Genomic DNA, 25607 nt, shown 5'->3' with positions numbered 1-25607 from the left:
GGGGTCAGCCATGAATGCAACGAGACGCAAATGCTTCGTCTCATATCACCATGCCGACCAGCCGTGGGTTGATCGCTTTGTTAACACATTTGATCACGGGCAGAATCTGTTCATTGCTCGCGGACTAGGGCAGACAATGGCTCAGGACATCATTGACAGCACTGACCCCGAGTACGTCATGCGACGCATCCGCGAACTTTACATTCGCGACTCGACTGTGACGCTGGTGATGCTGGGCAGATGCACATGGGCGAGGCGCTACGTCGACTGGGAAATCCAGGCATCGCTGCGGGCGCCGCAGAACGGGCTTGCCAATGGGTTGCTTGCCATCAAGATGCCTGCCTTCCCCGAGGATGGCGCCTTTCCGGATCGCCTGAACAGGAATCTGCTGACCCCTGAAAAGAAGGCTGCCGGAAGCGATTGCTTCGCCCGTTGGATGGCCTACCCGCAATCGTCGGACGAGCTATGGCAGGCCATCGAGGCGGCGTTTCAGCGGCGAACGACACATGCCCATTTGATCGAAAATCCCAGAGATCGCTTCACGTACAACCGGCAGTGCGAGTGATTCGATGGACACCACAAGCCAATCGAATATCGACCTCTTGTCCGTACGGCTCCTTTCGGACTGGTCGGTATCGATCCAAGTCAGCTTCTGGGTTGGTATCGCGCTCTTGGTGGCGGTTCTCGTCTATGCTGGCTGGCGTTGGTTTTCTGGTGGCTCCAGCTGGAAGGATTTCGAGATCGACCAAGCCGAGATAGGAACGGGCACCGGCAAGCTTCGACTCAAACCAAACATGACGGATCGCCAGGTAGCTTATGCAATATGGGTGGAGCTGAGCACACGGAAAATTGGATTGCCGATCGATTTCGACCATGACGTCATCGCTGAAATCTATAACAGTTGGTACGAATTCTTCGCCGTCACTCGGGACCTCGTAAAATCGGTCCCCGTCAACAAGGTGCGGCACAGCAGCACCCAGAAGATTATCAAGCTATCGATCGAGGTTCTGAACGAGGGGCTACGGCCTCACCTGACGATGTGGCAAGCGCGATTCCGCCGTTGGTATGAGAACGAGCTGAACAAGACCAGCGGCGATCTGGTGATCGATCCACAGGAGATTCAACAAAAGTTTCCGAAATACGACGAACTGAAGGCCGATATGGAAAGGGTCAACCAGCGCCTGATCAGCTACCGCAACCACATGCGCCGTTTGGTCATGACGGATTAAGTGAGCGAGAAATCAATGACTGGTCAACACGTCGCAGACGGTAGGATGACTTGCCCCGAGTTGGGCACCCTACGGATGGGACGAAACGATAGAGGAGATTCTCGATGACCGAGGAAACCCGAAACGTCTTCATCAGCCACGTTCATGAGGACGACGAAGGGCTGGGGAAGCTGAAGGAGCTTCTCGGGAATAAGGGCTTCAGTATACGGGACGGGTCCATCAACGCTGAGAAGCCGAATGACGCGTCCAATCCCGACTACATCAAGTCCGAAATCCTAGCCCCGCGCATTCGCTGGGCTGGGACCATGATCGTCTATATCTCCCCGCAGACTCGTAACAGTCCCTGGGTCGATTGGGAAATCGAGTACGCCCACAAAGCGGAAAAGCGCATTGTCGGCGTTTGGGCGCATGGTGCCGCCGAGTGTGATGTACCAGACGCACTCGATAAATATGCCGATGCGGTGGTTGGATGGAACAGCGATCGCATCATTGATGCGGTCACAGGACAGATCAACGACTGGAGGACTCCTTCTGGTGAGTTGCGGTCGGATCGACCCATCAAGCGCTATAGCTGCCGATGAGCATGGACAGGTGACGCTGTACACCTACGTCGTCGCTCGTGACTACGGCTTTGCGCCGAACCCTTTCTATGGGTTCTGCACGCTCGCCACCTGCAAGCCAATAATAAGGCGGATGGCCCAAGTCGGCGACTGGGTGGTAGGCACTGGATCAAAGTCGCGCGGCCGTGACGCCCACATTGTGTTCGCGATGCGCGTCACGGAGACCCTGACATTCGACGAGTATTGGCATGACCCTCGTTTCTTCCCCAAAAGGCCAAGGCTGTCGGGAAGCAAGAAACAGGCGTTCGGCGATAACATCTATCACCGTGATCCAAAGTCGGGTCGCTGGAATCAAGAGAACTCCCATCACAGCCATGCCGATGGAAGCGCGAATCAGAAAAACATCGAGAATGACACACAAACTGATCGGGTTCTCGTGAGCACTGATTATGTCTATTGGGGCGGAACAGGTCCGAAAATCCTAAAGCGCTTCCGTAACTGCGGAGGCTTTGATCTATGCGCTGGCCGAGGACATAAGAACCATTTTCCCGATGCGCTCGTTTCGGAATTTATCGAGTGGATCCGGTCCGTTGGCCAGCACGGATACGTTGGCGCTCCTCTTGACTGGGTGCGATCAGCGTGACTCGGTCAGAGTCATGAAGCTACCGGAACATACGCAACTGGGAAGTATTGCTCGACGCCATAGAGGACAAACCGTACAGAGCTGCTAGACCGCTGACGAACTCCGGCTGTCCGCCGTAGCTCGGGTGGCGCACTGACGTTGCCCTTACGCCCAGATCGTCAAGCGCAGCGTGCGCATCCCGGCCAATAGCAACTATGTTGCGAGGCTGCAGCGCGTCCAGAAGCCAGACCAATAAGGGTCGACAAGCGGCCCGCTCCGCTCGCGTGTGGCAGCGATTCGACATCGGGTCTTCTGGCTGATGGGGGTGAAGCGGGAAGACATTCCAGAGAAAGATTGGACGATCGATCGCGCGAAGCATCTGCCATACAACGGCAGCGGTTCGTTCGGCTACCGCGGGCCCCTTGGTCGCGCGGGCGAGCGGTGGCGTACCAAACAGCGCCGCATGATAGGAAAGATGCACTTCGTCGGTTAGGGCGAGACCGGTTCGACGGCCACCTCGATATCCTAGGTCCCGCGCGACCCAGATTGACTCGACCCCTTTTTCCATCGCGGCTTCAAGGACGAGCTCAAGGTTACGTCGACGAGTTGCCGCAGCGTTGCCGCTGTCCCATTCTGGGCACGCTTGGGCATAGGGATTGAAAACGGTGTCGAAACGAAGCGCTGCTAGCCGTTCGACGAATTGCCGTGCTTCACTCTTATTGGTGCGGCTCATTTTGGTCCTTTGAACGTAATGGTGTGCTCATTCAGGTCGGCGATCACGGTGCCGCCCCGATGCGCGCACACTTCTCTGAATACGCGGAACCCTTCAAGGATGGCGAGCTCCCACTGCCAATGCGGACGGCTTTCCACTTCATATCCTTTCACGAGTTCGCGAACAGCCTTTAGAAGGGAATAGTCGAGGGAATCGATGCTGCGGAAATGTTGATTTCGAAGAGCATGGTTAAAAATCCAGGTGGAAACGCCTTCCTCGATGAGGATGGCGCGCGCACCGTCTTGATTCTCATCGATCTCGGGACGACTCTTCCGCTTGACCTTGAACAGCGCCCGGATGACCGGTGACCACCCAAGGATCGCTGCATACGCGAGATGAAATACGTCATGAAAACGATAATCATCTTGTTCAAGTCGGTTGTCCGTCAGACGATCCCCGATGTTGATGCCGTTGCACTGCTGGATGACGTATTTTTTCCCTCCAACATCTTTCTCCTTGAACACCATCACGATCCGGCGCGGCAGGCGTTCGTCCTCATCGAAATCATCGTCATACGGTGGATCCCACTTGCGGTCGATCGGCCATCGACTCAAGGTCTTTGCGATGTTGCGGCGTGCTGCCTCATCGAGACTCACGTCGGCATCATCGGCAGCAGCCACTAGGGCGCGAAAGATTTCAACGAGGTCAGCCGAGAGCGCGTCACGATTAGTATCAAATCTGCGGTTGCTGAAATTCTCCAGGAGCTGACCGACATTCCCGGCTAGGGCCAAGAGTCGACGCTCGACGATGTCCGTCGAGAGGGGTCCCTTAAATTCTGCCTTTGCGGTTTGGAGATCGACGAAGGTGGATGCACCCTCGCGGCCGTGATAGTCCCAGTCGGCGAGACTAGCCGGTAAGAGCTTGGCGATCGCGGCGAGGGGTAAGTTGGCTCGAAGCGCTGCATTGGCGAAGTACCAAAGCACATCGCCAAACTCCTCGATAACCGAGTCGTGGTATGCGATGTAGGAATCTTTATCTCGCTGTTTCTTTTTGAGTTCGCTTAGCAGGCTGCCCGCCTCCCCAAACAACCCGAGGAGAACAAATCCTAAGCCGGCGATGCCTTGCCGCTCGTTTTTGTCGGTTTTTGTGGTGAATTGCTGGTACTCGTCAAGACCTAGTGGCGCCTCGGCCTCGATGAACAGCCCTTGCGACCGTATCAGCCTCGTTTCGTTCGCCACCGGTCCCCTTGCTCCCAGACAGTTGCGCGGACCCCAAATTGCCCCGGCTACTGCACCGCCAAGAATGGCCGCCCCGCCAATCGACCGCGCCCCGATCAGTGAATCACGAACGATCGCACAAGGGAATCCCTGAAAAACAGCTAAATGCGTGCTGAGTTTCAGATCCGCCTAATGCCCGCACGCCCGTGCCTGATCCCGCATGACCTGGTAGTCGGCGAGCATCTGCTCAATGGCCGAGCCGGGCGGCAGGCGGTCGAGCTCGTCGGCCGCCCGGGCGAGGAACTTCTGGCTGTAGGGCACGACCGGCGGACAGGGCGCGCCGTCAGAAGGTGCCGTCGCGCAGGCGGCGAGCAAGCTCGTCGCGATCGCGAGGGCGGCGAGCAGCGGCTTCCAGCTGGTCATGTTGCACCTCGATGGTCTTCTTCATGCGCTCGACGCGCTCGGCATTGCGCCCGGCCTGACGGGCGCCCACGAGCACGGCCGCGGCGGCCGCCGCCGCGGCAAGCCAGCCGAGGAGGCCGAGGGCGTTGCGGAGGAGCCAGGGCTGGATCAGGGCCCACATCACCGGAGCCCCCGGCGGCGGTCGTCGATCCGCGCCCAGAGCATCACGCCGATGCCGACCAGCGTGACGAGGAGCAGCGCCCACTTGGCAGCATCGAGATAGGGCGCGATCCCGACGAGCACGTCCTGTGCCGGCCCGATCGTCTCCTGCACCGCTTCGATCGCCGCTGCGCCGAGCGTGCCGGTCGCCGCTGCCTGGCCGCCGCGCACGGTGCGCGACTGGCTGAGCTGGCGCCCGGGCGGCAGCACGCCGGCACGCACCAGCGCCGCGTCGATTTGGGCGTCCGTGTAGGGCTGCTGCCCGTTCTCCATGCGGATCATCGCGACAAGCACGGGCCGCAGATGCTCGGCGCGGTGCATGTCGAGCTTCTGGTCCGCGCCGAAGCCGCTCTCGCGCGCCACGAAGGCGGCATAGGCTTCCGTGTCGTTCTCGCTGGGCGGCGCCCAGATGCTCACCAGCTTGCGGATGGTGTCGGCGCCGCGGCGGTTGTAGTGGGCGATGATCAGCACGGCGCCGGCGCGCAGGCCCCAGACGGGGCCCTCGAACTGCTCGAAGGCACCGTCGGTGTTGCGCTCGGGCTCGATGCGCCCCTGCCAGCGGTTGGCCGGGTTCAAGCGGATGTTGAGCGGGTTGTGATTGCGGATGCCGCGCGGCAGGGCTCGCGTCTGCGTGGTCATGGGAGGCTCCCTCGAATCAAAAGCCGCCTCGCGGCGGCCGGGTGGACGGATTGGAACGGCGGGTAGCGCTCGGAGGCGTCAGCCGAGCAGCTTGAGCTTGATCCCCGCGAGCGCGAGGAGAGCGGCGAGCAACACGGTCGTAAGCACGCGCACCGCGGTCTGCCACGCCGTGCGCCGGGCGAGCCGCAGCGCGCCCAAGAGCGAGCGCAGCTCGCGGATGTCCTCGCGCGCCTCGCCGTTGTCGAGGCCGATGTCCTTGAGCGCCTGCCTGGCGCCGCGGGCGGCCGCCTGGCCCAGCAGCTGCTCAAGCTCGGCCTTTGGGAGGCTGACAAGCCCCCCACTATCCGTTCCGTCATTCATGAGGTTCCTCCAGACACACGAAACCCGCCTCGCGGCGGGTCCAATCAGTCGACGGTCAGAGACGCGTCTACTCGACCACCTCGATCGCGAACCAGGTGTCGGCAGCGGCGAGCACATTCTTGGTGGAGCCCGAAGTCTGGCGGGCGATAAACTCGAAGTAGTCGCCGGTGACCACAGGCACGACAGCAGAGGCGAAGTTCTGGACGCCGCTGTCGCCCTCGTCGCTCTCCTTGCCAGCACCGGGGAACAGGGCGCCGTTCTTGCTGGCCCAGATGTGCCGGTAGCCGGTGCCGCCGAAGCCCCAGCTGATGTTGCCCTTGAGCCGCACCTTGGAGACGCCGGCGGGAACCGTGAGGCGCGTCGGATTGCCGGCCGACCAGAAGCCGTCGGTATCGTAGACCACGGCGTCCCAGGCGAGCGCCGTGTCGGTCGAGGTCGGGACCGGCTCGGTGGCGGTGAGGTTGACGAGCGCACCGCGAAAGGCGGGCGCGACCCGTTCCACCACCTCCATGTTGAACCAGGTGGCGTCGCCGGCGGCGACGTTCAGGCTTCCGCCCGAGCTCTGCCAGCACTCGAGCTCGAAGTAGTCGCCGGGCTGGACCGGGACGATGCCGGTGGTGACCGAGAGCGCGTTGTCGCCGTTGCTCGGCACCGTGTCGAGGTCCTCGGCCCGGCCGGCGAAGCTTGCGCCGTTCCTCGTGATGCGGATGAAGCGGTAGCCCGCGCTCGAGGTGGTGGCGAAGCGCAGGTTGGCACTGAGCCGGACCTTGGAGACGCCGGCGGGCACGGTGAGCCGCGTCGGGCTGCCGGCCGACCACATACTGCCGTCGTCGAACTCGGCCGCCTCCCAGGCGACCGCGGTCATGGTCGAGGTCGCGATCGCCTGGTCGGTGGTGCGCTTGACCTGGACCGCGCGAACCTCCGAGGCCTGGGCGATGGTGTCGACCGCCATGACCGCGAACCAGGTCTGCGGGTCGGCCTCGACGGCGAGCGCGCCGCCGCTGTTCTGCCAGGCCAGGAGCTCGAAGTAGTCGCCCGGGCTCACCTGGATCGGCGCCGAGACCACCGCCTGACGGGCCCGGCTGCTGCTCCCGAGCGGCCCGATCAGGCTGCCGGGGAGCCCCTCCACCTCGACCCCGTTCCGGTGCACCTCGACCCAGCGGTCGCCCGTGGCGCTGGCGCCCCATTGGACTCCGGCGACGACCACCACCTTGGAGACGCCGGCGGGCACCGTGAGGCGGGTCGGGCTGCCGCCGCTCCAGAACCCGTCGGTGTCGAACAGCGTGGTCGCCCAGCCGATCGCGGTCTGGGACTGGTTGGCGATGCTGGCGTCGGCGCTGAGCTTGACCAGCGCGCCGCGGAAGCCGGCGCCGCTCACGCCCCCGCCGCCCCCGCCGCCGGTCACCGCGGCGTCGGGCGCCGCGGCGACGATCTCGGTCCCGGTGTTGTAGAGGAGGCGCCGCTGGCCCGCGGTCAGGTTGACCGAGCCGCCGCCCGAGGTCCGCTGCACGGTCGCGACCTGCGCGGTGGCGTTCCTCACCAGGAAGAAGCGCTTGCCGTCGGGCACGCTGAGCGTGAAGGCGGCGGCCGGCGCGCCGGTCAGCACCAGCTCGAAGTTGCGGGTGAAGGTCGCGCCGTCGACGGTGGTGCTGCCGGCCGAGCAGTCGACCGAGGCGGTGTCGTTCATCGCCTCGTCGAGCCGGTCGAAGGCGTCGTTGGCGGTGACCTCCTTCTGGTTCTGGGAGGCTGCGAGGTGCGGGATGCCGAGGTTGGGCGTTGGCATGTCAGAGGCTCGCTGTTGCAGGGAAGCCGCGGCCGGCGACCGCGCTCATCTGGTAGATGGCGACGTGCACCAGCGACTGCGGCGCGCCGAAGTCGGTCGTCTGGTCGGCCGCCGTGTAGAGGGCGGTGGGGCTCGAAAGCCCGGTGATGGTGCGGACGACGGCGCCGCCCGGCGTATCGAGCACGTCCACCTCGTAAGCCTCGGAGGCCTCGCCGAGCGGGACCACGCCCGTGCCGTCGCGCCAGTCGCCGCCGATGCGCGTGCGGCGGACCCAGGTGACCGTGAGGTCGCCGCCGCCGTTCCGGCTCCCGGCGAGATGCACGGGCGCGTAGGGCTTGAGGTCGCGGCCGCTGTGGCTGTGCACGATGGTCTCGGCGTCCTCGAACAGCGTGCCGAACCCGACCGCCCGCCAGGAGCGCGCCAGGCCGAGGTCGCCGAGCGAGACGGAGAGAGTCTCGACGTCGTCGGGATCGAGCAGCACGAAGATCTCGCCTACGGCGTGGCCGCCAACAAAGACGTCCGTCCCCCGGCGGCCGCGCAGGAGGCCTCGAAGCGTGTAGGAGCCGTCAGCGTTGATCGACACGTCGCGGAACTGGATGATCTCCGGCTCGCCATTGGCCTTGAGCACGAGGGCCGCATTGGCGCCGTTGACCAGCGCCTCCTGGGTCACGCTCTCCAGGCGATCGCCGCCGGTGGTCATGAAGACGGTGAGGCTGTTCTCCTCGTCCGTGCCGAAGGGCGAGCGCGGGGCTCCAAGCGCATTGGCGGTGGCACCCCAGGTCGCCTCGCTCAGAGCGCGCCCCAACTGCGCCCAGGCCGAGCCGTCGGGGCTGCGATAGAGGGCAGCGCCCGGCCAGCCCGGGCTGCCGAAGCCCGCCATCAGGTAGTAGAGGCGCGAGCCGGCGCCGCCCGCGTCGTCGACGTCGCGCAGGAGCGGCAGGTCGGCCAGGATGAGGCGCGTGGCCGCCTCGGCCCCGACCGCCTGCGCCGGCCGGCCGGACCCGCCATCGGCGAGGGCCGTGGAAACGTAAGTCGCTGCTGTCTCAGACACCCCCTTCAGCGCCAGCGAGAAGTCGGCGCCGACATCGAGCCGGGTGATCCGCGTGCGGAACGCCGATCCGCTCGGAAAGACCACGTCGACGACGTCCGTTGGATCCAAGGCCAGGAAGTCGGGCGGCAGCGCACCCTCGTATTGACTGCGCTCGATCCAGGCGCTGTAGAGCGTCTTGGCGGCGATGCGCTTCGCCGTGGCGGCATCGATGGCGAGCGCCAGCTCGAGGCTCGCCTGGTCGCGCGAGTGCATGGTCGCGAGCGGCAGCGAGGCGCGCTTCTCGCTCTGCGCCCCCTGCTGGTAGTCGGCATCGCGATCCATGTAGACGATGCCGACGCGCTCGGGCAGCTCCACCTCCTGGGTGCGGCGCTCGCGCCAGCTCTCGCCCGTGCGCTCGTCGAGCGGCAGCAGGAGGTCGGCGCCGATGGTGGCGGCCGGCGCCCGCCCGCGCGTCCGAAAGCGCAGCAGGTCATCACTCTCGGCGGCGTCGAAGAAATAGGCCTGAGCCAGCGGCTCGATGGCGCCGCGCACGGTCGTCTGCCGGCCGATCACATAGCCAGGCACGGACGGCGTGAGCTCGGCCACGTCGATATCGGCGAGCCCTAGGCCGGCACGCCCGCAGAGGTCGGCGACGATGGCCGACAGCGCCTCGCCCTCGCCGCCGCCGCGATTGAGAAAGAGCCGCGCCCACCCGTTGCTGCCGCGCACGAGATGGGTGTCGGTGACTGCGTCGTAGACCTGGGCGCCACCCTCGCTCACGGCGTTGGGCCAGAGCTCGTTGAGCACGATGGCGCCGGTCGCGGTGTCGAGCTGGACCACGCGCGTGCCGCGCATCAGGGTCCAGCGCTGCCCCTTGAGCCGGCTCTGGCCGAAGTACGGGCCTTCGTAGTTGATCTGGCTCGGGACCGCGGTCTTCCAGACGACTCCGGCGTCGGCCCGCCACTTGAGCGTATAGATCGTGCCCGCCGACCCGCCGTTCGAGATCCGGGCCTGGAATATCACGCTGTCGTCGGTGGCGTCATAGGTGAGGCCGCCGGCCGTGTCATAGAAGCCGGTGGCTCCCGCCTCGATCTCCGCCGGGCTGACGCTCGCCACCTTCTCGAAGGTGACGCCCAGCGACTGGCCGGTCAGCGCATCGTACTGGGCGAGCGCCGAGACCCGGATGCGGTAGAGTCCGAGGCTCGCATGGTTGGTCCCCGTCCCGCTGCCGAGGAGCCAGCCCTCGCCGAAGCCTTCGCCGACTGCCCCGCCGATGGCGCCGCGCACGCGCGGCTCGGTCACCGTCTGGCCCGCGCCCCAGACGTAGCTCATGCCCTCGGCGCGAATCAGGCCGACGTCGTCGAAGATCGAGCCGGTCAGGATGAAGTCTGCCCGCCCCGAAGGTCCGTAGGCCGAGACCATGCCCATCCACGTGGTCGCGACGAAGCGGAGGGTCGAATTCGAGAGCCCGTTGCTTGTCGAACCGAAGCGCCCGACCTCCTTCAGCGCATTGGGCTCGATGCGCAGGATCGGACGCGAGTTGCTCGACCCGGTGACGACGTAGAGATGGCCATCCTCGCCGCAGAAGAGCGTGCTCGGGAAGTTGTTCGGCGCGACCTGGGTCACGTCCGACATCCGCGCCTGGCGGTCCTCCTTCATGGTGCGCAGGCTGAAGCGATGGAGGCCGGCGGCATCGGCGTTGCTGCTCGACGAGACGAAGTAGCCGTAGCCGCGCCGCCAATCGGCCGCGAGCTCGTCGATCTGGTAGGAGCCGAAGGCGCCGCCCTCGCCCGTGGTGATGAAGTCGAGGAGCTGGGAAGGCTGCTGCGCGGCGCGGCGGAAGGTGATCTCGGCGGTAATGTTGGGGATGCGGTTGCCGTAGTCGGCGAGCGCCAGGTCCTCGAACACGATGAGGCAGAGCCCGCGATGGGCCGGCGCGCGCCCGGCGCCCACATGGGCCTCGATCAGGGGATCGGGCAGCTGGGTCTCGCTGCCAGGATAGAAGCGGAACCGCAGGTTGGGCTTGGCGACGTCCGGGCTCGCCCCGGTCTTGTCGTAGATGAGCTTGCCGTCGGCCCAGATGCGCAACACGTCCTCGGCCGGCCCCTCGCCGAAGCTGAGCGCAAACGAGGCAAAGTAGGAGTAGCTGACCGAGGTCTGGGTCGCCCCGCCGCCGCCCTTGCCGCCCGCGCGGGTGCGGGTCACGTTCTGCTGCTCGCGGATGCCCGACGACCAGATCATGTTGCCGGCCATCCGGAGCGTGCCGTAGCCAATCGCGATCGACGCGCCGTAGGCGGACGAGGTGACGGTGAGGTCGCCGAGGCGCGGGCCCTCGGTGCGGATGTCCGGGCCCTTGCGCGGGAACAGCAGTTGGCCTGCGACCGCGCCGACCAGCCAGCCGGCCTGCCATCCGACACCGATGGCGGAGCCGAGCGCGGCCCCGCCCACTGCAACGAGGATGGCCATGGATCAGACGACGGGCTTGCGGAAGCGGAAGGCGAACTTGACCTTGGCGAGCCACTCGCCGGCGTAGGGCTCCTCGATCACCTTGCGCCGGAGCGCATGGGCGTGGATGAGATGCGGATGGCTCAGCCGCTCGGTGAGGAAGCCGCAGTGGCAGGGATAGGCCTGGTCGGCGAAGACGAGCACGTCGCCCGGCCCTGCCTCCGGGATGGCGACGCCGTCCATGTTGGTGCGGAAGTGCTCGACGAAGCCCTGGCCCTGGGCACGGCGGCCATAGGCGGTGTGGTCGTAGTCCGAGAGCCCGAGGGCGCGCGCGACCTGCACCACGAGGCCGACGCAGTCGATGCCGGAACGGGTCCGCCCCTGGTGGCGCCAGGGCACGCCGAGCCAGCTCCGCGCCTCCGCGACGATCTGCTCGGGCGTGATTATCTCAGCGGGCATCGGGGTAGCTCATGATGGCGTCCTGGCCCGGCACGTAGGGCTCGCCGCGGAAGTTGAGGACGTTGGCAAAGCGATCGATGCAGGTATCGAGGCGCTTGTCGCAGCCGGGGTGTATGCGGAAGAGATCGCCGACCCGGATCGCATAGCCCATGGGGAGGAAGAGCTCGATCCGGCCGCTCGCTTGCGTCCAGGCCTTGACCTCGATCGAGCGGCCGGTGTTCGGACCGCTCTCCCAGGTCAGCACGCCGCCCGCGAACCAGCCGTCGGCCGCGCGCGGCTCGTCGATGGAGGCGGTGAAGACGGCGCGGTCGACCACATCGGCGACGAGCCCCGCACGGCTCCACGCCTCCATCGCCTCGAACACGGCGCTGCCATCCGTGGTCTGCTGGCCGACGCCCGTGTCGTAGGCGGGCTGGACCGCAGCGGTGGTGCCCACCGCGACGCAGCGGTAGATCCGGTTCTCGTAGACGGCGGCGGTGCCGACGCCGGTGGTGGTGTCGGTGAAGTAGCCGGAGACGCCGTCGAGCGCAGCGTTGCAGGCCGTGCCGCTCACGCGCGTCCCGCTGAAGACCACCCGCAGCTGCCGCGCGCCGGCCGGCACCGGGGCGTCGGCAGCTTGCCGGAGCGTCCAGACGCCCGCCATCGCCTCGTTGCCAGTGTCGAGCGGCGTCGCGAGCACCGCGCCCGCTTCGTCCAGCAGCTCGACGCGCACCCGGCCCTGGTCGGCGGTATCGCCGCCGCCATTGGCCCGCCAGGCGCCAACGGTGAGGAGATAGCTGCCGCCATCGGTCGTGGCGGGATCGAGCACGCCTGCGAGATCGACGGTCTGGCGGACCTCGAAGCTGGAAACATTGCCGCCTTCGATGAAGTGCGTTCCCGTCTTCGGCCCGAGCGCGCCGTTCGAGGTCTTGGCCGACGCCGAGCCTGACACCAGGGTCCAGCCGGAAAGGTCGCCCGCATCGAAGCCCGGATTCACGAAGGGGATGCCGATCGTCGCCAGCGCCGAGGACGTCCGGACACGGACGATGTCGCCCACCGCATAGGCGGCCGAGCGCTGGATCTCCGGCGGATGGATCGGCACCTTGCAGCGGTCGTCGCCGAGATCGGCGCGGCATTCGGGGCTGTAGAGCTCGCCGATGCGCTGGGAGAGCGCCTGGGTCATGCCCCTGAGCTCGGTGCGGAAGACGCCCTGCTCGGTCAGCACCACCTCGCCGAACCAACCGCGGCGCATTCGCAAGCTGCCCATCGACGGGTCGGCCCAGTTGACGAGGAAGATGCGCACCTCGGCCTGATCGAACAGCCCCGCACGCAGCTCCTCCTCGGTGATCGCTTGCGTGTCGAACACGCCCTCGACGTCGAGGTTGTCGACGCCGAGGCTCGAATCGTTGGCGATCGCCGTGCGCGAGTAGCCCGAGCTCGCCCTGTAGACCTCGCCCTCGAAGACGAGGTCGCGGTCGTGATCGGTGAAGAAGAACTCCCGCCCATCCCGCCGCGTGATGCGCCAGCAGGTGGCGAGCGTCGTCACCGGCCCGGCGAGATGGGCCGCGAGCGCTGCGGAAACGGACTTCATGGCCGGATCTCGACGATGATGATCTGCCCCCAGCTGCCGAGCTGGTAGGTCTCGATGGTGATATCCATCTGGTCGCTGTCGAAGCGGGCCGGCACGTCGAACTCGAAGTCGGCCGTCACCTGCACGCCGGAGGCGGGCGCGGAAGTGAAGGTGACGAGGCCGGTCGCCGTGTTCACGGTCCAGCCCGAGGCCGCCTCGACGCCGTCGCGATAGACCCGGACCGTGCCGGCGACGGGCTTGGCGGCGACGCGCGTCTCGATCTCGCCCCCGCTCGCGTAGCGCTTGACCAGCTGGAAGGTCTTGGTCGTGCCGTCGCCAATGCCGATCAGTTGGGCGAAGGCCTGGTAGTCGGTCCAGTCCTTGAAGCGGAAGCCGTAGGCGCGGCCCTTGCGCGCCCGGAAGAAGGCGATGAGCTCGGCCACCTGCTCGCGCTTCTTGAGGCCATGCGCGACGTTCCAGCGCCCGCGCGCCTCAGCCCAGTTGGCGTTGCGCCGCTCGTGGCCCGACACCGTGGTGACCACCGTGGTCGAGTAGCCGGGACCGCCCGAGGCGCCATAGGAGATGTCGGGCGGGAACTGCATCTCATGGAAGCCGGTCATGGTCGATGCGCGTCAGAGGTTGCGCCGCGCCCGGTCGATGGCGCGCGCGGCGTCGGCCGCGATCTGCCCCTGGGCGTAGCGGAAGCCGCCCACGTCGGGCGTCGAGATGTTCATCACCACGGTGATCCCCGCCTGCGCAGGGACCGGCCGCCGCTCGGCTTGGCCGCGAGCGCCGGCGCCGAGCGCCGCCATCTGCTCCGGCGTGAGCACGGCCTCGCCGCGGCGCAGGATCGCCGGCATCTCGTCCGGCGCGAGGCCCGCGAAGCCGCCCGTATGGTAGCGGGGCGCCGTTAGGAACACCGCGGCATCGACGCCGCGTGCAGGCGTGGCGTCGCGCCCGGCGACCCCGCCGCCGTGGAAGATCCCGGCGAAGACCTGCCCGAGGCCGCCCAGGAGGTCGCCGCCCTCACTGCCGCCGGAGAGCAGGTTGGCAAGCGGTGCCAGGATCGCCTGGCGGACCGCGATGCGGGTGATGTCCGCCAGGATGCTGTCGGCGAAGGAGGCGAACTCGAACTTGCCCGTGGTCACAAAGGAGACGAGCGCGTCCTCCATGGTTTTGAAGGCGAGCGCGGTCGCCTGCTCTGCGGCCTTGGCGGAGTCGGTCGCCGCGTCGGCATAGTCCCTGAGCGCCCGGGTGACGCCGTCCTGCCACTCCCGGCTCTGGCGGAGCAGCCGGTCCTGCGCTGCCGCCAAGTCCTCGTTCGCCTTGACGAGCGCGCGGTTGAACGTCTCCTGATCGATCGCGCCGGCGCTGAGCAGCGTGCTCAGGCGCTCGACGGCCACGCCATACTCCTCGGTCGGCGTGCGCAGCTGCTCGACGAGGCGCCGCCCCTCCTCGCGCAGCCGCTCCTCCTCCTGCATCGCCTTGGCGAGCTCTTCACGGGCCTGCTTCTCGTCGTAGAGAGCGCCCGCGAGCCGCTCGACCTCGGCGCGCTGCGCCGCCGTGGCGCCCTCCGAGAGGCGCGAGAGCGCCTGGTCGATGAAGGCCTGGCGCTCGTCGGCAAGACCGGCGAGCTGCCGGCCGAGATCCTCGATCACCCGGGCATTGGCGGCGGCGACGCGGCCCGCGGCCTCCCGCGCCGGCCGCTCGATCGCCTCGATCCGCCGCCGCGCCAGCTCCTCGGCCCGGCCGATGGCCGCGTCCACGTCGGCGGCGTTGCTGCCGTCCGGAGCGCGGAGCGCGTCCAGCCGCCGGCGCGTCTCATCGAGCTCCCGGTTGATCCGCGCGATGCGCTCGGCGGGGTCCGTCGCAATCTGGTCGATCGCGCGGCCGATCTCGCGGCGCTGCGTGCTGAGGAGCTCGGCTAGGCGCTCCGCTTCCGCGGCGCGGCGGCCCGCTTCCGCGCGCTGCTGCTCCTCAGCGAAGGCCTCGGCCTCCCTGCGCGCCTCAGCGATGAGCTCGTCGACTTGGCGCCTCAGGTCCTCGACCAGGCGCTGGGTCACGGCGACGGCACGGCGGTTGCCGCTCTCCCTGAACCTCACGAGCCGGTCCTCGGCCTCGATGAGCCGCCGGTTGGTCTCGACGATGCGGACCGAGATCGGGTCGTCCTCGAAGAGGCTCGCCACGCCCTCGGCGGCATCGGCGAGCAGGTTGAGCGCGCCCTCTGCAAGCCCGGAAACGGCAGGCGTGCGGCCGATGGCCTCGAGGAGATTGCCCCAGGCGTCGGACAGGCGGTTGGCGGCGCCGGTGAGGCCGCCGGCCTCGGCGGCACTGGCGCCGCCGACCTGCTGTTCGAGCGCATCGAGGATGACCTTCTGCGCTTCCGCCGTCTGGCCGGTCTCGACCAGCGATTCGATGAGCTCGCGCTGCGAGGCGGTGAAGGAGACGCCGACCCGGCGGAGCGCCGAGATGCCCTGTATGGGCTCTTCGAGCGCCTTGCCGAGCTGCGTGGCGCTGGAGCGCAGGTCCTGCCCGAAGACCGTGGACAGGTCCTGCGCCAGCCGGATCGCCCGCGTGAAGGTCTCGCCGGAGACCGAGCGGAAGGTCGCGAGCACCGAAGCCGCGTCTTGGACGGACTCGGCCGAGGCGAGCGTCGAGCGCTCCATCTCCTCGGCGAAGCCGGCGATCTCGCGCGCCGTCAGGCCCGAGGCGTAGCCCGTCGCGCGCAGCACCGCCTCGAGGCGGCGGTAGGAGCGGTCGGCCTCGGCCGCCTCCTGCACGCCGCGCGTGAGGATGAGCCCGAGGCCCGCGATCGCCGCGCCGGCGGCAAGGCCGGCCGGGCCGAGCCGCGAGAGCGCCCCGCCCAGAGGGCCGAGGCGGCTGGTCAGCCCTTCGAGCGAGCCGCGGACCTGCCCGGCAGCGCCGTCGATCGCCTGCAGCGCGCGCGAGGCGGGCCGCGCAGAGTCTTCGATGCGCTTGAGCGAGCGCTGGCCGCTCTCGCCGACGTCGCGCAGCTCTGCCTTCACCTTGCCGCCGTCGATGACGGCAAGGCGCACGGCGAGATTGCGGGTGGTCATGATCTGTCCCGAGTGGGGTTGAAGGCAGGCAGAGTGTCGGTGCCCTGGAGGTTCTGGGCCTCTAGCTCGGGCTCTCGGTGGTCATCAGGGGACGAGGCGATAGGACGTTCGGTGCTGATCGATTCGGCAGTTCGTAGGCTCTCGGAACGCGCTGAGGCGCTAAGTGATTCAAAAGACTCGCAAAATTTTCGCTTTACTAACCATCTGATTCTGTTAGGTTTTTTTTGGATGGACGCAACATACAATCTCAACGGCGGCTTCAAGCCAACGATCAAGCGCTTCGCCGACCTGAGCGGGCCGGACTTCTTTCCGACGCCTCCATGGGCGACTTACGCACTCATCGACAATGAGAAGTTCAAGGGTGACATTTGGGAATGCGCCTGCGGTGACGGCGCAATGTCCCGGGTTCTCGCAGAGACTACTCGCCCGGTACGCAGCTCCGATCTTTACGATCGCGGGTTTGGCGATATCGGAGTTGACTTCCTGACGGCGTCGCGGAGCGCTGACAACATCATCACGAACCCGCCATACAACAGTGCGGAAGCATTCGTGGCGAATGGCGTGAATCTCGCCAAGAGGAAGTTCGCGCTCTTACTACGCCTCGCGTTCCTGGAGGGTGCAAACCGCGCCAGGACAATCTTCGAAAGATGTCCACCCTCGCGCGTCTGGGTCTTCAGCGAACGGATCACCTTCTATCCGACCGGCGTCGAGGTGAAGGGGACCGGCACTACGGCCTATGCGTGGTTTGTCTGGGACAAGGACGCGCCGAGCGGAACCGAACTCCGATGGTTCAAGCCCGGCTACAAGGCGCGTTATTCTCAGTAGCCTTTGCTTTTCAAGTAGCGCCTGCCGCTATCCGTGATCCTGTAGCCAACGCGGGGAACATGCGTCGCATATCCCTCGCAGATTATGTTCCCCGGCGTATCGGAGTGCGATTTGATGTTCCGGATCAGTTGCTCCCACAGTTCTTCATTCGGACGGGTCAGCGACTGCACCTGATCCTCCGCCGATAGCTTGAGGTAATCGGGCAGTTCCTTTTTCAGTCGCTGATACGTTGCTGTGCCATTGGGCCGGCTTGCCGCGATCTGCAGCGTCGCAAAGGCAACCTCGGCCTCGGTAACGCGATTGGGTCTTTTCGCCATCTCCCCCTCCCATTTTGATTGAGTTTATGAGGGGGTCACGGATTTCGCGAGTCTTCGTAATTGTCGGTGAGCCGATTGTTCATCGCCTTCACGAGGCCGGCCTCGCCGGCGGGCAGGAGCTCGGCCAGCGCCTGGAGGTCATGGCCGAGGGCCTCGCCGAGCCGCAGCGCGGCCACGAGATCGATGCCGATCACGGCGCCGGGCACGATCCGTAGCTGGCCACCTGAGCGCGTGAGCACGTCCCAGGCCTGCCAACCGGCATCGGTCAGCGGCTCGTTGGCGATGTAGGGGCAGAGGGCGCCGTCGATGCCGGGCTCGCCCCGCGCACAGGGACGACCGTCACGCCGGCACCCGTCGCAATAGGCCGGCCCGCCGCCGAAGTGCCACTTGGCGCGGGCCGTCAGGCGTTTTTTTCGGCGTCCAGCAGCAGCGCCGGACCGAGATACTGACGCTCGAAGGACTCGGCGATCGGCCAGAGGTCCATCAGCGCATCGACGCCTTCGGGCGTGAGCTTGGCCGGCTCACCCTTTTCATCGCCTACGCCTTCCCAGCCGTCGATCGCTGACTTCGCGAGCGCCTTGACGAGCGCCGCGGTCCGCTCGCCGACGGCGTTTTCGTCCGTAGTCGGATCAATGCTGCGCGCCACCGCCGCCCGCGCGGCCATGACGAGAGCCGTGGTGCAAGGCCGGACATGGACGCGCGCGCCATGGCCAAGGTCGAGCCAATAGGGCTCGCGTTTCAAATCGAGACGGATCATGGGAGAGTCCTCACAAGAGGCGTGGAGGGGTGAGACGGATCAGAAAACAGTCCGGTGGACTGTTTTCCCGGCGAACGGCCGGGCGGGGAAAGCGATCAAACGTAGCTGGTGACGTCGTTGAGGAGATGGGCGCGCAGCATGGTGCCTTCCGTGTCGTCGAAGGCGGCGCGCCAGTCGAAGCTCGCCTCGACCCCTCCGGGGCCGGAGACGGCGTACTTGGGCTTGGGCAGGAAGACGCGCGGCAGCTCGAAGCGGAGCGCGTAGCCTTCGGGGAAGGTGAAGCCGTATTCGAGGGCGACCGGATCGCCGTCGGTGGCCTCGGCGACGAGCGTCGCGCCGTCGAAGCGCACCGACATCGCGCCCTGCGCCGAGGCGAAGGTCGGATCGGCCGCCTCGATCTTGCCGTCCTCGCGGATCACCCGCACCCGCTCCAGGTTGTTGGAGAAGGTGAGGCTGCCGCCGGTGACGCCGGCGAGCGCCGACCCGCCGCGGCGGATGAAGCCGCGCCCCTGGCTGAAGCGCCGGAGGGCGTAGCTGTCCGGCGCCGCATCGACGGTGGCGGCATATCGCTCCTCGCCCTGGGCCACAAGCTGGAGCCGCGCATTGGCAGGGCCCTCCTGGCCCATCTCGAAGGCGAGGCTCTCCATCACCGTGCCGAGGTGGCGGAAGAAGACCGGCGTCGTGAGCTTCGGGTGGCCGATCTCGACCGTGTAGCTCGGGATGTCGTCGGCGCCGCTCTCCCAGACGTGGGCATGGCCGCCACCGGTGAGAGTGGGCCCCGAGACGCTCGCCGCCGAGGCGGCGATGGTGAAGCCGTTGCCTGTGGGTCCCGCGATGTCGAACTCAATCGCCAGCGTCTGGGTGCCCGTCGGCCGCGAATAGGTGCACTTCGACACCTCCGCATCGGCCGAGGCGTTGAGGTCGGCCACCAGCTGGTCGACGGTCTGGGTCGCGGTCGCCTGGATCTGGGTCTCGTTGCCCGAGGGGATGCCGGAGACGAAGGTCCAGACGGTGCCGTTCAAGGTGATCGTGTCACCGGCGGATGGATTAGCGGCGAAGCCGATCGAGCCGCTGGCCTTGACCGTCGTCGTCACCGGGTCGCCGAAGAGCCCGGTGAGCCAGAAGCCGGTGCCGCGGAGGTCGAGCGGGATCTCGATCTGGCCCTCATCGGTGATGAGGCCGCGATAAGGGTCCTGGGCATTGCGCCCGCGCCCGAGCAGCGGATCATCGCCGAGCGGCTGGGCCGAGGAGAGATCGGTCGACTTGAAGTCGAGGCTCCGGTAGCCGGACAGCGGCGCCACGCCGTAAGCCGCCTCGCGGCAAGTCTTGAGCGTGGCGTCCGCGCCGTAGGCGCGCACCTTGGGCATGAGGAACTCCTTGGCTTGTGGGGTCAGCTGATGAGCGGATCGCTCACCAGGTACTCGACCGTGACGACGAGGCGGGCGTTGAGGACAGGAGCGCCGCCCTCGATGGCGAGTGCGCCGATCTCGGGCGCGGATGGAATCAGGTTCTCGGCGAGGCCGCCTAAGCTGGGATCGGCCTTGAGCGCGGCACCGATATCACCGAGCAGCGCATCGAGCGCCACCTCGCCGCCACCATCGGCGTCACGCGTCACATAGGCCTCGATTTCGACCCGGTGGCTGTAGAACTCCGCGCGCGGATTGAGCGTCACGTCCGGCTCGCCGGGATCGCCATCGCGCAGGATGACGAGCCCCTCCGCCGGCACCCTCTCGGGCAGGACCTCGTTGCGGCGGACCGCCGCCGAGAGACCCGTGCGCAGCGTTAGGTCAAGCGCCGCAAGGACAGATTCGCGCTTCGACATCAGCCGTCCTCCTGCGAGACCGCGCGCCAGTGGCGCAGCACCAGCTCGGGCAGGCGCGCCTGCCAGCGGGCCGCCGCGCCCGCGACGTCGAGGCGCTTCTTGAAGGTGACCTGAGGCACGAGGATGAAGATCGGCACCGTGACGAGGCCGCGTCCCGTCCGCAGCGCCGCTGCGCTCGCCTGCGCGAAGCCGCCCCGCTTGCCCCGCCGCGCCCTTAGGTTTTCGGCGACCAGCAGCGAGGGCGCGCCGCGGCGATAGACGAAGCGAAGGCGCTGCCCCGTCCGCCGCTCCCAGCCGCCGGGCGTGATCTTGGCCCCGCCGTCGCCGTAGCGGCCGGCGGCGTCGGTGGGGATCGCCAGAAAGAGCCCGCGGGTCGAGCGGATGACGGCCCCGTCCTCATAGACGCGGACGATGCCGGGCGCCTTCGACCAGACGAAGCCGGCGGCGGCGATGCTCTGCTGTCCCTTGGGGTAGGCCTCCCCGCGCCAAGTCCGGGCGAGCCGTTCGCCGAGGCCCGCACCCGTGATCTGCCGGCGCAGCTCCGCCTTGAGCCCGTCGGCGGCCTCGCGAACACCGGCCGTGACGGCGCCCTCGGCGGCCTTGAACTCCTCGGCCATCATTCGGCGCAGGTCGCCGGTCAGTGCAGCCGCGAGCCTCATGACACTTTCCGCAGCTCCGCCGTCCAGACGAGACGCTCGCTGTCACGCACGGGCTCGCCTTGGACCACGAAGGTCTCGCCGTCGATCTCGAAGGCGTCGCCTTCCACAAGCATCGTCACCTCTGCCGTCCGCACCTCGACCACGGTGGTCGCGGCGAGCAGGCGCGTCTCGCCGAAGCTCCCAATGCGGTCCGGCTGGCGCAGGACGATCCGCACCGGGACAGCCACGCCCGTGCCGCCCGCACGCCACAGGGCGTCCCGAGCGAGATTCGGATCGGCGAAGAGATCGTCGATCGCCTCAGCAAACACGCTCATTCCGAGCCTGCCGAGGGATCAGTTGCTGGAGAAGATGCGCACCGCGAGCCGCGGACGCTTGTTGACCGGCAGGATCGAAGCCTCGGTCTTGACCTCGATGGCGCTGCCGTCCGGTCGCGCGATCTGGCGCGCGTAGATCGGCAGGCCGACCGTGTTGACCGTCTCGATCAGGTTCGCCGGCGCGCCGTAGGTGACGAAGGTGTCGAGGGTGCCGAGCGGGAAGGCGATTCCCTCGCCGGCCGGGATCAGCGTCTCAGTGGCGCCGGTCGAAAGCGTGACGGTGGCGCTGTACTCCTCGAAGACGATGCCGGCGAAGGGGAAGCGTCGGCGCGTGTCCTCGCGCAGCGGCTGGGCACCGGTCGAGGAGTAGTACTTGTAAGCGTCCTCGACCTTGGCGTGACCGATCAGCTTGTCGAAGAACTCAGGAGAGACGAGTGCCAGCACGCCGGTCATGGTCTCGCCCTTGAGCTCGGTCTCGACCTTGCGCAGCACGTCGCGCACCTTGCCCTGGACCTGGGTGCCGGCGGTGCCGAGCACGAAGTCGGTCTCCTGCTGCGCCAGGCCGAACTCGGTCAGGTAGTTGTAGAGCGTGGTGCCGGCGCCGTCCTTGACGATGCCGCGAAGCGCATTGACCTCCATGTACTCCCGCGTCTGCGCGTGCTTCACCCGCATGCGGGTGAGCTTGCGCTCCATGACGGTGGCGAGCGGATCGGCGGCGTCGGCGACGCCGAAGCCGCGCACGCCCTGGATGTCCTGGGGTGTGATCACGTCGTCGTGCGGGATCCACGGCACCGTGAAGGAGCGCATCGAGCGCGTGTCGCGATTGGCGACGGTGGCGGGACCGCCGAGAGGTACGGTCGGCAGGAGGTTCAAGACTCCTTCCGCCTGCTCGATGACAACGGAGCGCTGGGTCACGCCCTCGAAGCGGAACAGGCCCATCTGCCCGAGGCGGGTGTAGACATTGGGCAGGATGTTGATGGCCTGGGTCATCTCGGCGAGCGAGTAGCCGCCCGCATCGAACGGGTTGATCATGGCGACCATGGGGTCGGGTCTCCTTGGGCTGGAACTGGCATGAAAAAGGCCCCGAAGTGGAGGCCTCGGAGCCGGTGACGGATCGGATCTGACGGGCGTGGATCAGGCGGTGTCGCGCGGCACGATGCCAGCGGCGCTGAGCTCGGCGTGCTTGGCGGCCTTCTCCGCCTCCTGATCGACGGAGGCGTCGAAGACGAGTGCGGCCTTGGAGACGATCGCTGGTCCGCGGGCGACAACGAGACCGGTCCTGTCACCGGCGGTGGCATCGACCGCTTCGAGCAGGACGGCGGCAGCAACCTCCGCGCCCTCGTCGCCGAGAACGAGGGCCGCGGGCGAGAGGCGGTACTTGCCCGAGGCCGTGATCTTGCCGAGCACGGAACCAAGCGCATAGCTCGTACCCGCCTTGAGCGTCACGGTCTCGCGGCAGTAGCTGCCGTTCAGCTCGTACTTGAGAAGATCGCCCAGCGTGGGCGGCATGGTCAGCACAGGCATGGGTCACCTCCTCATGCGTTGCGGTTTGCGGTCGCCGCGCGCTCACGGGCGCGGCGGACGATGGGGCTGTCACCAGCCGTGGGTGCCTGCGGCGCCGCGGCGACCACGGCGCTCGCTTCGGCACGCTGGCTGAGGGCATCGAGCACCGAGCGGCGCAGGGCCTCAGGCCTGATCCCCTTCTCCATGGCGTCCGCCGCATCGATGGTCAGCCCAAGCCGGCCCGCCTGCGCCGCGATGGCGGCGATCTCGGCATACTCGGACCGGAGGCGCTGCGCTGCATCGTTGGCCGGCGCTTCGGGGGAAGCCGGTGCGGAGACGGGAGCCGCCGGGGCCGGATCCGGCGCCTGGCCGATGCCCGCTTCGGCTTCGGCGTGGTCGTTGTTGTCGGGCGCTCCCGTTTCGATGTTGGCGACATCCTCGGTGGGCGCTTGCGCTTCGGTTTCGGTGGTCATGTCAGGCTTTCTCCTTGAAGGTTGAGCGGCGGAGGTGTGCGGCGTTACGCGGCCTTGCGCGGCGGCGGTCCCCGAACTCCGACCCGGGGACTGGCTTCGCGCCGGCCGATCGAGCGTTGCGACGAGGTCGGCGAGTGCCTGGTCGACGCTACCCAGGCGGTCGGCGAAGCCGATGTCGATTGCGCGCTGGCCGCGATAGATGGCGGCCTCTGTTGCGCGGACCGCGTCCGGGCTCATGCCGCGATTGCGCGCAATGAGCGCGACGAGCTCGCCATGGAGCGCGTCGACATCGGCCTGGATGTCGGTGAAGGCCTCAGGCGGGAGCGGCTCGTGGGGATTGCCGTCGACCTTCTTTCTGCCTGCGTGGATGAGCGTCCACTTGAGGCCGGCCATCGCGTCGGCGGCGCTCTCGTCGACATGAATGGCGACGACGCCGACCGAGCCGACCTCGGCGGTGCGGCTGACGTAGAGGCGGTCCGCAGCACTCGCGATGGCGAAGCCAGCCGACAGCGCGCTCTCGTGCGCCACCGCCCAGAGCGGCTTGTCCGCCTCGTCGCGCAAGGACACGAGACGGTCGACCAGATCGAAGAGGCCACCGACCTCGCCGCCGGGCGAGTCCAGCTCGAGCAGCACGGCGCGGGCCGAGGGCTCCGCGAATGCCGCCGCGACGGCGCTGCCGATCGCACCATAGTCGCTGGCGCCGAAGAGGGCCGTCAGCCAGTCGCCCCGGCTCACCAGCGGCCCGAGCACCGGCACCACGGCGATGCCGCTGTCGGTCACCGTGAAGCCGCGCGCCGGATCGGCGTCGCGGAGGACCGGCATGATCGCGGAGCGCGCATCGATGGGAAGATCGGCGGCGAGCAGCCCGTCGAGCGCGCGCGGCGCGATCGCCAGCGGCCGGCCCGAGAGCCGGGTCAGCGCAGGATGATGTGACCTCATGGAGTCCTCAGTCGGGCGCCGGTGCGGATGCCGGCTGTTCCAGATCAGCAGGGACCGAATCGGACCGCGCGCCGGCGAAAGAGAGTCCGAGGCTTCGCTCCCGCTCGCGATCGGCGGCGATCTCAGCGTCGACTTGGTCGGCGTCGTAGCCGCGCTCCGCGAGCGCCTGGGTGCGGCTCTTGAGCCCCGCCTCGATCTGCTCGATCTCGGCGCGGGCATCCTTCAGCGGATCGACCCAGTCCCACTTCGGCGGCAGCCACGAGCAGGCGATGTAGTCGCGGCGGCGCGCCTCGTAGCCAGGGAGGTCGAGGGCGCCCGCCATGACGGCCGTATCCATCCAGCGTGCCCACACGCGCCGGCAGATCTGCCAGACCATGACGGCATGCTGGTAGGCCTCGACCCGGCGGCGGAACTCCAGGAGCGCGAGCCGCGAGTTCGAGTAGTTGGCCTTCAGCATGTCGTTCGAGAGGTACGCGTAGGGGACGCCGAGCGCCGCCGAGACCTGCAGAAGCGTGCGGTACTGGAACGGCTCGTAGGTCTGGCCGACGTCGGCCGGCGCCGATGTCTGGACCTCCTCGCCCGGCTCCAGCATCACGATCTGGCCGGGCTGCAGGTCCATGGTGCGCTCGCCCGTCTCGTCGCTCTCGGCGACGTCGAACGGCTCGGCGGGCGCTGGCGTGGTGATGAAGAGCGCGTGCATCGCCGCGACCTTCTTCCGGTCGAGCTCGGCGTCGTCGTACTGGTCGAGGAGGAACAGCTTGACGATCCCCGGCGCGAAGCGCGAGACGCCCCGTAGCTGCCCCGCATCCACCGGATCGATGACGTGGATCACCTCGGAGGCTGGCACCCGCACCGTCTCGCCGGAGAGGCCCGGATCGGTCACGTCGCCGGGATGGCGGCGCAGGAAGTGGTAGGCGACGCGCCTGCCGATGCGGTCGAACTCAATGCCCTGGCGGATGACATTGCCGCCCGCGATCTGCTCGTTGCGCGTGAGCGGGAGCATCTCGGACGGGATCATCTGCAGCTGCAGCGGCACGACGAGCCCGTCCCCAGGCTGGCGTGGCCGGAAACGGAGGAACACCTCGCCGGCGATGAACACCTCGCGCGCGGCGCGGCGCTGCTGGCCGTAGAAATCGGTGAAGCCTTCGGCGTCGCTGTCGTCGGTCCAGTCGAGCCAGAGCCGCTGGACGCGCGCCTTGAGATCGGCATCGGCGATCAGCGACGACGGCTTGATCCCATCGCCGACGACATTGCCGGCCCAGCTTTCGATCGCATTCGCCGCATAGCCGTTGTTGCGCACGAGCCAGCGGGCGCGTGCGGTGATGTCGGCGCCGGCCGCGGCGATCAGCGTGTTGAGATGCGCCCGGCTCGGCTGGAAGTGCCGGAGCCGCCGGCTCGCCTCGCCCGCCTCAAAGCCGCCGATGAAGGCGCCGACCTGCCGGCGCCAGCGCCGCATCATGCCGAGCATGCCGTTCACAGCCCTTTGCTCGCTGCCGTGCGGACGATCCGGCGCCGGGCGCCCGCCTTGGTCTCGGCGATGCGCCGCTCGAGGTCGGCGAGCGCGGCGGCCATCTCGGCGTCGGTCGCGTAGGTGATGCGCCGGCCTTCGATCTCGACGGTGCGCACGCCGCGGAAGCGGGCGGCGAGCAGAGCATCGCGCCGCGCGATCATCTCTTCGAGCGTCATGGGTCTCGG

The 25607-nt window shown here is 67.5% G+C and carries 29 protein-coding genes; 5 read left to right on the top strand and 24 right to left on the bottom strand.

The genetic code is table 11. The features are described from left to right. The first annotated feature begins 10 nt into the window (after positions 1-10). The 4 genes from AB1781_10210 to AB1781_10195 all read left to right on the top strand — a co-directional run bounded on the left by AB1781_10210 (position 11) and on the right by AB1781_10195 (position 2432). Positions 11-565 (top strand): TIR domain-containing protein, encoded by a 555-nt coding sequence (locus AB1781_10210; GenBank protein ID MEW5704940.1) that lies wholly within the window; start codon positions 11-13, stop codon positions 563-565. 4 nt (positions 566-569) lie between these two features. After that, positions 570-1229: a hypothetical protein gene (locus tag AB1781_10205; GenBank protein ID MEW5704939.1), complete on the top strand. Its 660-nt coding sequence runs from the start codon at positions 570-572 to the stop codon at positions 1227-1229. 104 nt (positions 1230-1333) lie between these two features. Continuing rightward, positions 1334-1810 (top strand): TIR domain-containing protein, encoded by a 477-nt coding sequence (locus tag AB1781_10200; protein MEW5704938.1) that lies wholly within the window; start codon positions 1334-1336, stop codon positions 1808-1810. Between the two features lie 10 nt (positions 1811-1820). Beyond that, on the top strand, positions 1821-2432 hold the full coding sequence (locus AB1781_10195; protein ID MEW5704937.1) for a hypothetical protein: 612 nt from the start codon (positions 1821-1823) through the stop codon (positions 2430-2432). A gap of 19 nt (positions 2433-2451) precedes the next feature. On the opposite strand, the gene AB1781_10190 is transcribed toward AB1781_10195, so the two are convergent. The 12 genes from AB1781_10190 to AB1781_10135 form a co-directional block, all read right to left on the bottom strand. Beyond that, entirely contained in the window at positions 2452-3144 is a 693-nt protein-coding gene (locus AB1781_10190; protein MEW5704936.1) for a uracil-DNA glycosylase, read from the bottom strand. Then, a complete protein-coding gene (locus AB1781_10185) occupies positions 3141-4361 on the bottom strand; it encodes a nucleoside triphosphate pyrophosphohydrolase family protein (GenBank protein MEW5704935.1) in 1221 nt (406 codons plus the stop codon). The genes AB1781_10190 and AB1781_10185 overlap by 4 nt, the downstream gene beginning before the upstream one ends. 168 nt (positions 4362-4529) lie before the next feature. Continuing rightward, positions 4530-4661 (bottom strand): hypothetical protein, encoded by a 132-nt coding sequence (locus tag AB1781_10180; protein ID MEW5704934.1) that lies wholly within the window; start codon positions 4659-4661, stop codon positions 4530-4532. Positions 4662-4683: 22 nt separating this feature from the next. Beyond that, positions 4684-4923: a hypothetical protein gene (locus tag AB1781_10175; GenBank protein MEW5704933.1), complete on the bottom strand. Its 240-nt coding sequence runs from the start codon at positions 4921-4923 to the stop codon at positions 4684-4686. Next, positions 4923-5600 carry a structural protein P5 gene (locus tag AB1781_10170; protein MEW5704932.1) on the bottom strand — a complete coding sequence of 226 codons (678 nt, stop codon included), beginning with the start codon at positions 5598-5600 and terminating at the stop codon, positions 4923-4925. Before AB1781_10170 ends, AB1781_10175 begins: the two co-directional genes overlap by 1 nt. A 78-nt stretch (positions 5601-5678) precedes the next feature. Further along, positions 5679-5960: a DUF6127 family protein gene (locus AB1781_10165; GenBank protein ID MEW5704931.1), complete on the bottom strand. Its 282-nt coding sequence runs from the start codon at positions 5958-5960 to the stop codon at positions 5679-5681. A gap of 67 nt (positions 5961-6027) precedes the next feature. Continuing rightward, positions 6028-7743 carry a hypothetical protein gene (locus tag AB1781_10160; GenBank protein ID MEW5704930.1) on the bottom strand — a complete coding sequence of 572 codons (1716 nt, stop codon included), beginning with the start codon at positions 7741-7743 and terminating at the stop codon, positions 6028-6030. A gap of 1 nt (position 7744) precedes the next feature. Further along, positions 7745-11239, bottom strand: coding sequence for a phage tail protein (locus AB1781_10155; GenBank protein ID MEW5704929.1), 3495 nt, complete (start codon positions 11237-11239; stop codon positions 7745-7747). A 3-nt stretch (positions 11240-11242) separates the two neighbouring features. Next, complete coding sequence (locus tag AB1781_10150; protein ID MEW5704928.1) at positions 11243-11677, bottom strand: NlpC/P60 family protein; 435 nt, start codon at positions 11675-11677, stop codon at positions 11243-11245. Next, positions 11667-13247 (bottom strand): DUF2163 domain-containing protein, encoded by a 1581-nt coding sequence (locus AB1781_10145; protein MEW5704927.1) that lies wholly within the window; start codon positions 13245-13247, stop codon positions 11667-11669. Before AB1781_10145 ends, AB1781_10150 begins: the two co-directional genes overlap by 11 nt. Further along, positions 13244-13846, bottom strand: coding sequence for a DUF2460 domain-containing protein (locus tag AB1781_10140; protein ID MEW5704926.1), 603 nt, complete (start codon positions 13844-13846; stop codon positions 13244-13246). The genes AB1781_10145 and AB1781_10140 overlap by 4 nt, the downstream gene beginning before the upstream one ends. Positions 13847-13858: 12 nt before the next feature. Next, positions 13859-16303: a phage tail tape measure C-terminal domain-containing protein gene (locus AB1781_10135; protein MEW5704925.1), complete on the bottom strand. Its 2445-nt coding sequence runs from the start codon at positions 16301-16303 to the stop codon at positions 13859-13861. A gap of 111 nt (positions 16304-16414) precedes the next feature. On the opposite strand from AB1781_10135, the gene AB1781_10130 reads away from it, so the two are divergent. Continuing rightward, positions 16415-17128 (top strand): hypothetical protein, encoded by a 714-nt coding sequence (locus AB1781_10130; GenBank protein MEW5704924.1) that lies wholly within the window; start codon positions 16415-16417, stop codon positions 17126-17128. On the opposite strand, the gene AB1781_10125 is transcribed toward AB1781_10130, so the two are convergent. The 12 genes from AB1781_10125 to AB1781_10070 all read right to left on the bottom strand — a co-directional run bounded on the left by AB1781_10125 (position 17122) and on the right by AB1781_10070 (position 25598). Beyond that, positions 17122-17445, bottom strand: coding sequence for a hypothetical protein (locus AB1781_10125; protein MEW5704923.1), 324 nt, complete (start codon positions 17443-17445; stop codon positions 17122-17124). The genes AB1781_10130 and AB1781_10125 overlap by 7 nt on opposite strands. A gap of 35 nt (positions 17446-17480) precedes the next feature. After that, a complete protein-coding gene (locus AB1781_10120; protein ID MEW5704922.1) occupies positions 17481-17684 on the bottom strand; it encodes a hypothetical protein in 204 nt (67 codons plus the stop codon). A gap of 161 nt (positions 17685-17845) precedes the next feature. Next, positions 17846-18202 (bottom strand): hypothetical protein, encoded by a 357-nt coding sequence (locus AB1781_10115; protein ID MEW5704921.1) that lies wholly within the window; start codon positions 18200-18202, stop codon positions 17846-17848. A 95-nt stretch (positions 18203-18297) separates the two neighbouring features. Further along, positions 18298-19569: a phage tail tube protein gene (locus AB1781_10110; GenBank protein ID MEW5704920.1), complete on the bottom strand. Its 1272-nt coding sequence runs from the start codon at positions 19567-19569 to the stop codon at positions 18298-18300. 23 nt (positions 19570-19592) lie between these two features. After that, on the bottom strand, positions 19593-20024 hold the full coding sequence (locus AB1781_10105) for an acyl-CoA transferase (protein ID MEW5704919.1): 432 nt from the start codon (positions 20022-20024) through the stop codon (positions 19593-19595). Beyond that, positions 20024-20683, bottom strand: a complete 660-nt coding sequence (locus AB1781_10100) for a DUF6441 family protein (protein MEW5704918.1) — start codon at positions 20681-20683, stop codon at positions 20024-20026. Before AB1781_10100 ends, AB1781_10105 begins: the two co-directional genes overlap by 1 nt. Further along, positions 20680-20997: a hypothetical protein gene (locus tag AB1781_10095; GenBank protein ID MEW5704917.1), complete on the bottom strand. Its 318-nt coding sequence runs from the start codon at positions 20995-20997 to the stop codon at positions 20680-20682. The genes AB1781_10100 and AB1781_10095 overlap by 4 nt, the downstream gene beginning before the upstream one ends. An 18-nt stretch (positions 20998-21015) precedes the next feature. Beyond that, positions 21016-22038: a major capsid protein gene (locus tag AB1781_10090; GenBank protein MEW5704916.1), complete on the bottom strand. Its 1023-nt coding sequence runs from the start codon at positions 22036-22038 to the stop codon at positions 21016-21018. A gap of 93 nt (positions 22039-22131) precedes the next feature. Beyond that, on the bottom strand, positions 22132-22521 hold the full coding sequence (locus tag AB1781_10085; protein ID MEW5704915.1) for a head decoration protein: 390 nt from the start codon (positions 22519-22521) through the stop codon (positions 22132-22134). Positions 22522-22532: 11 nt separating this feature from the next. Beyond that, positions 22533-23912, bottom strand: a complete 1380-nt coding sequence (locus AB1781_10080) for a S49 family peptidase (GenBank protein ID MEW5704914.1) — start codon at positions 23910-23912, stop codon at positions 22533-22535. A 7-nt stretch (positions 23913-23919) separates the two neighbouring features. Beyond that, a complete protein-coding gene (locus AB1781_10075; protein ID MEW5704913.1) occupies positions 23920-25380 on the bottom strand; it encodes a phage portal protein in 1461 nt (486 codons plus the stop codon). A gap of 5 nt (positions 25381-25385) precedes the next feature. Next, a complete protein-coding gene (locus tag AB1781_10070; GenBank protein ID MEW5704912.1) occupies positions 25386-25598 on the bottom strand; it encodes a hypothetical protein in 213 nt (70 codons plus the stop codon). Positions 25599-25607 lie beyond the last annotated feature (9 nt).

The organism is Pseudomonadota bacterium, assembly GCA_040752895.1.
In the GTDB taxonomy this organism is placed as follows: Bacteria; Pseudomonadota; Alphaproteobacteria.
This window is presented reverse-complemented; position numbering and strand designations above follow the sequence as displayed.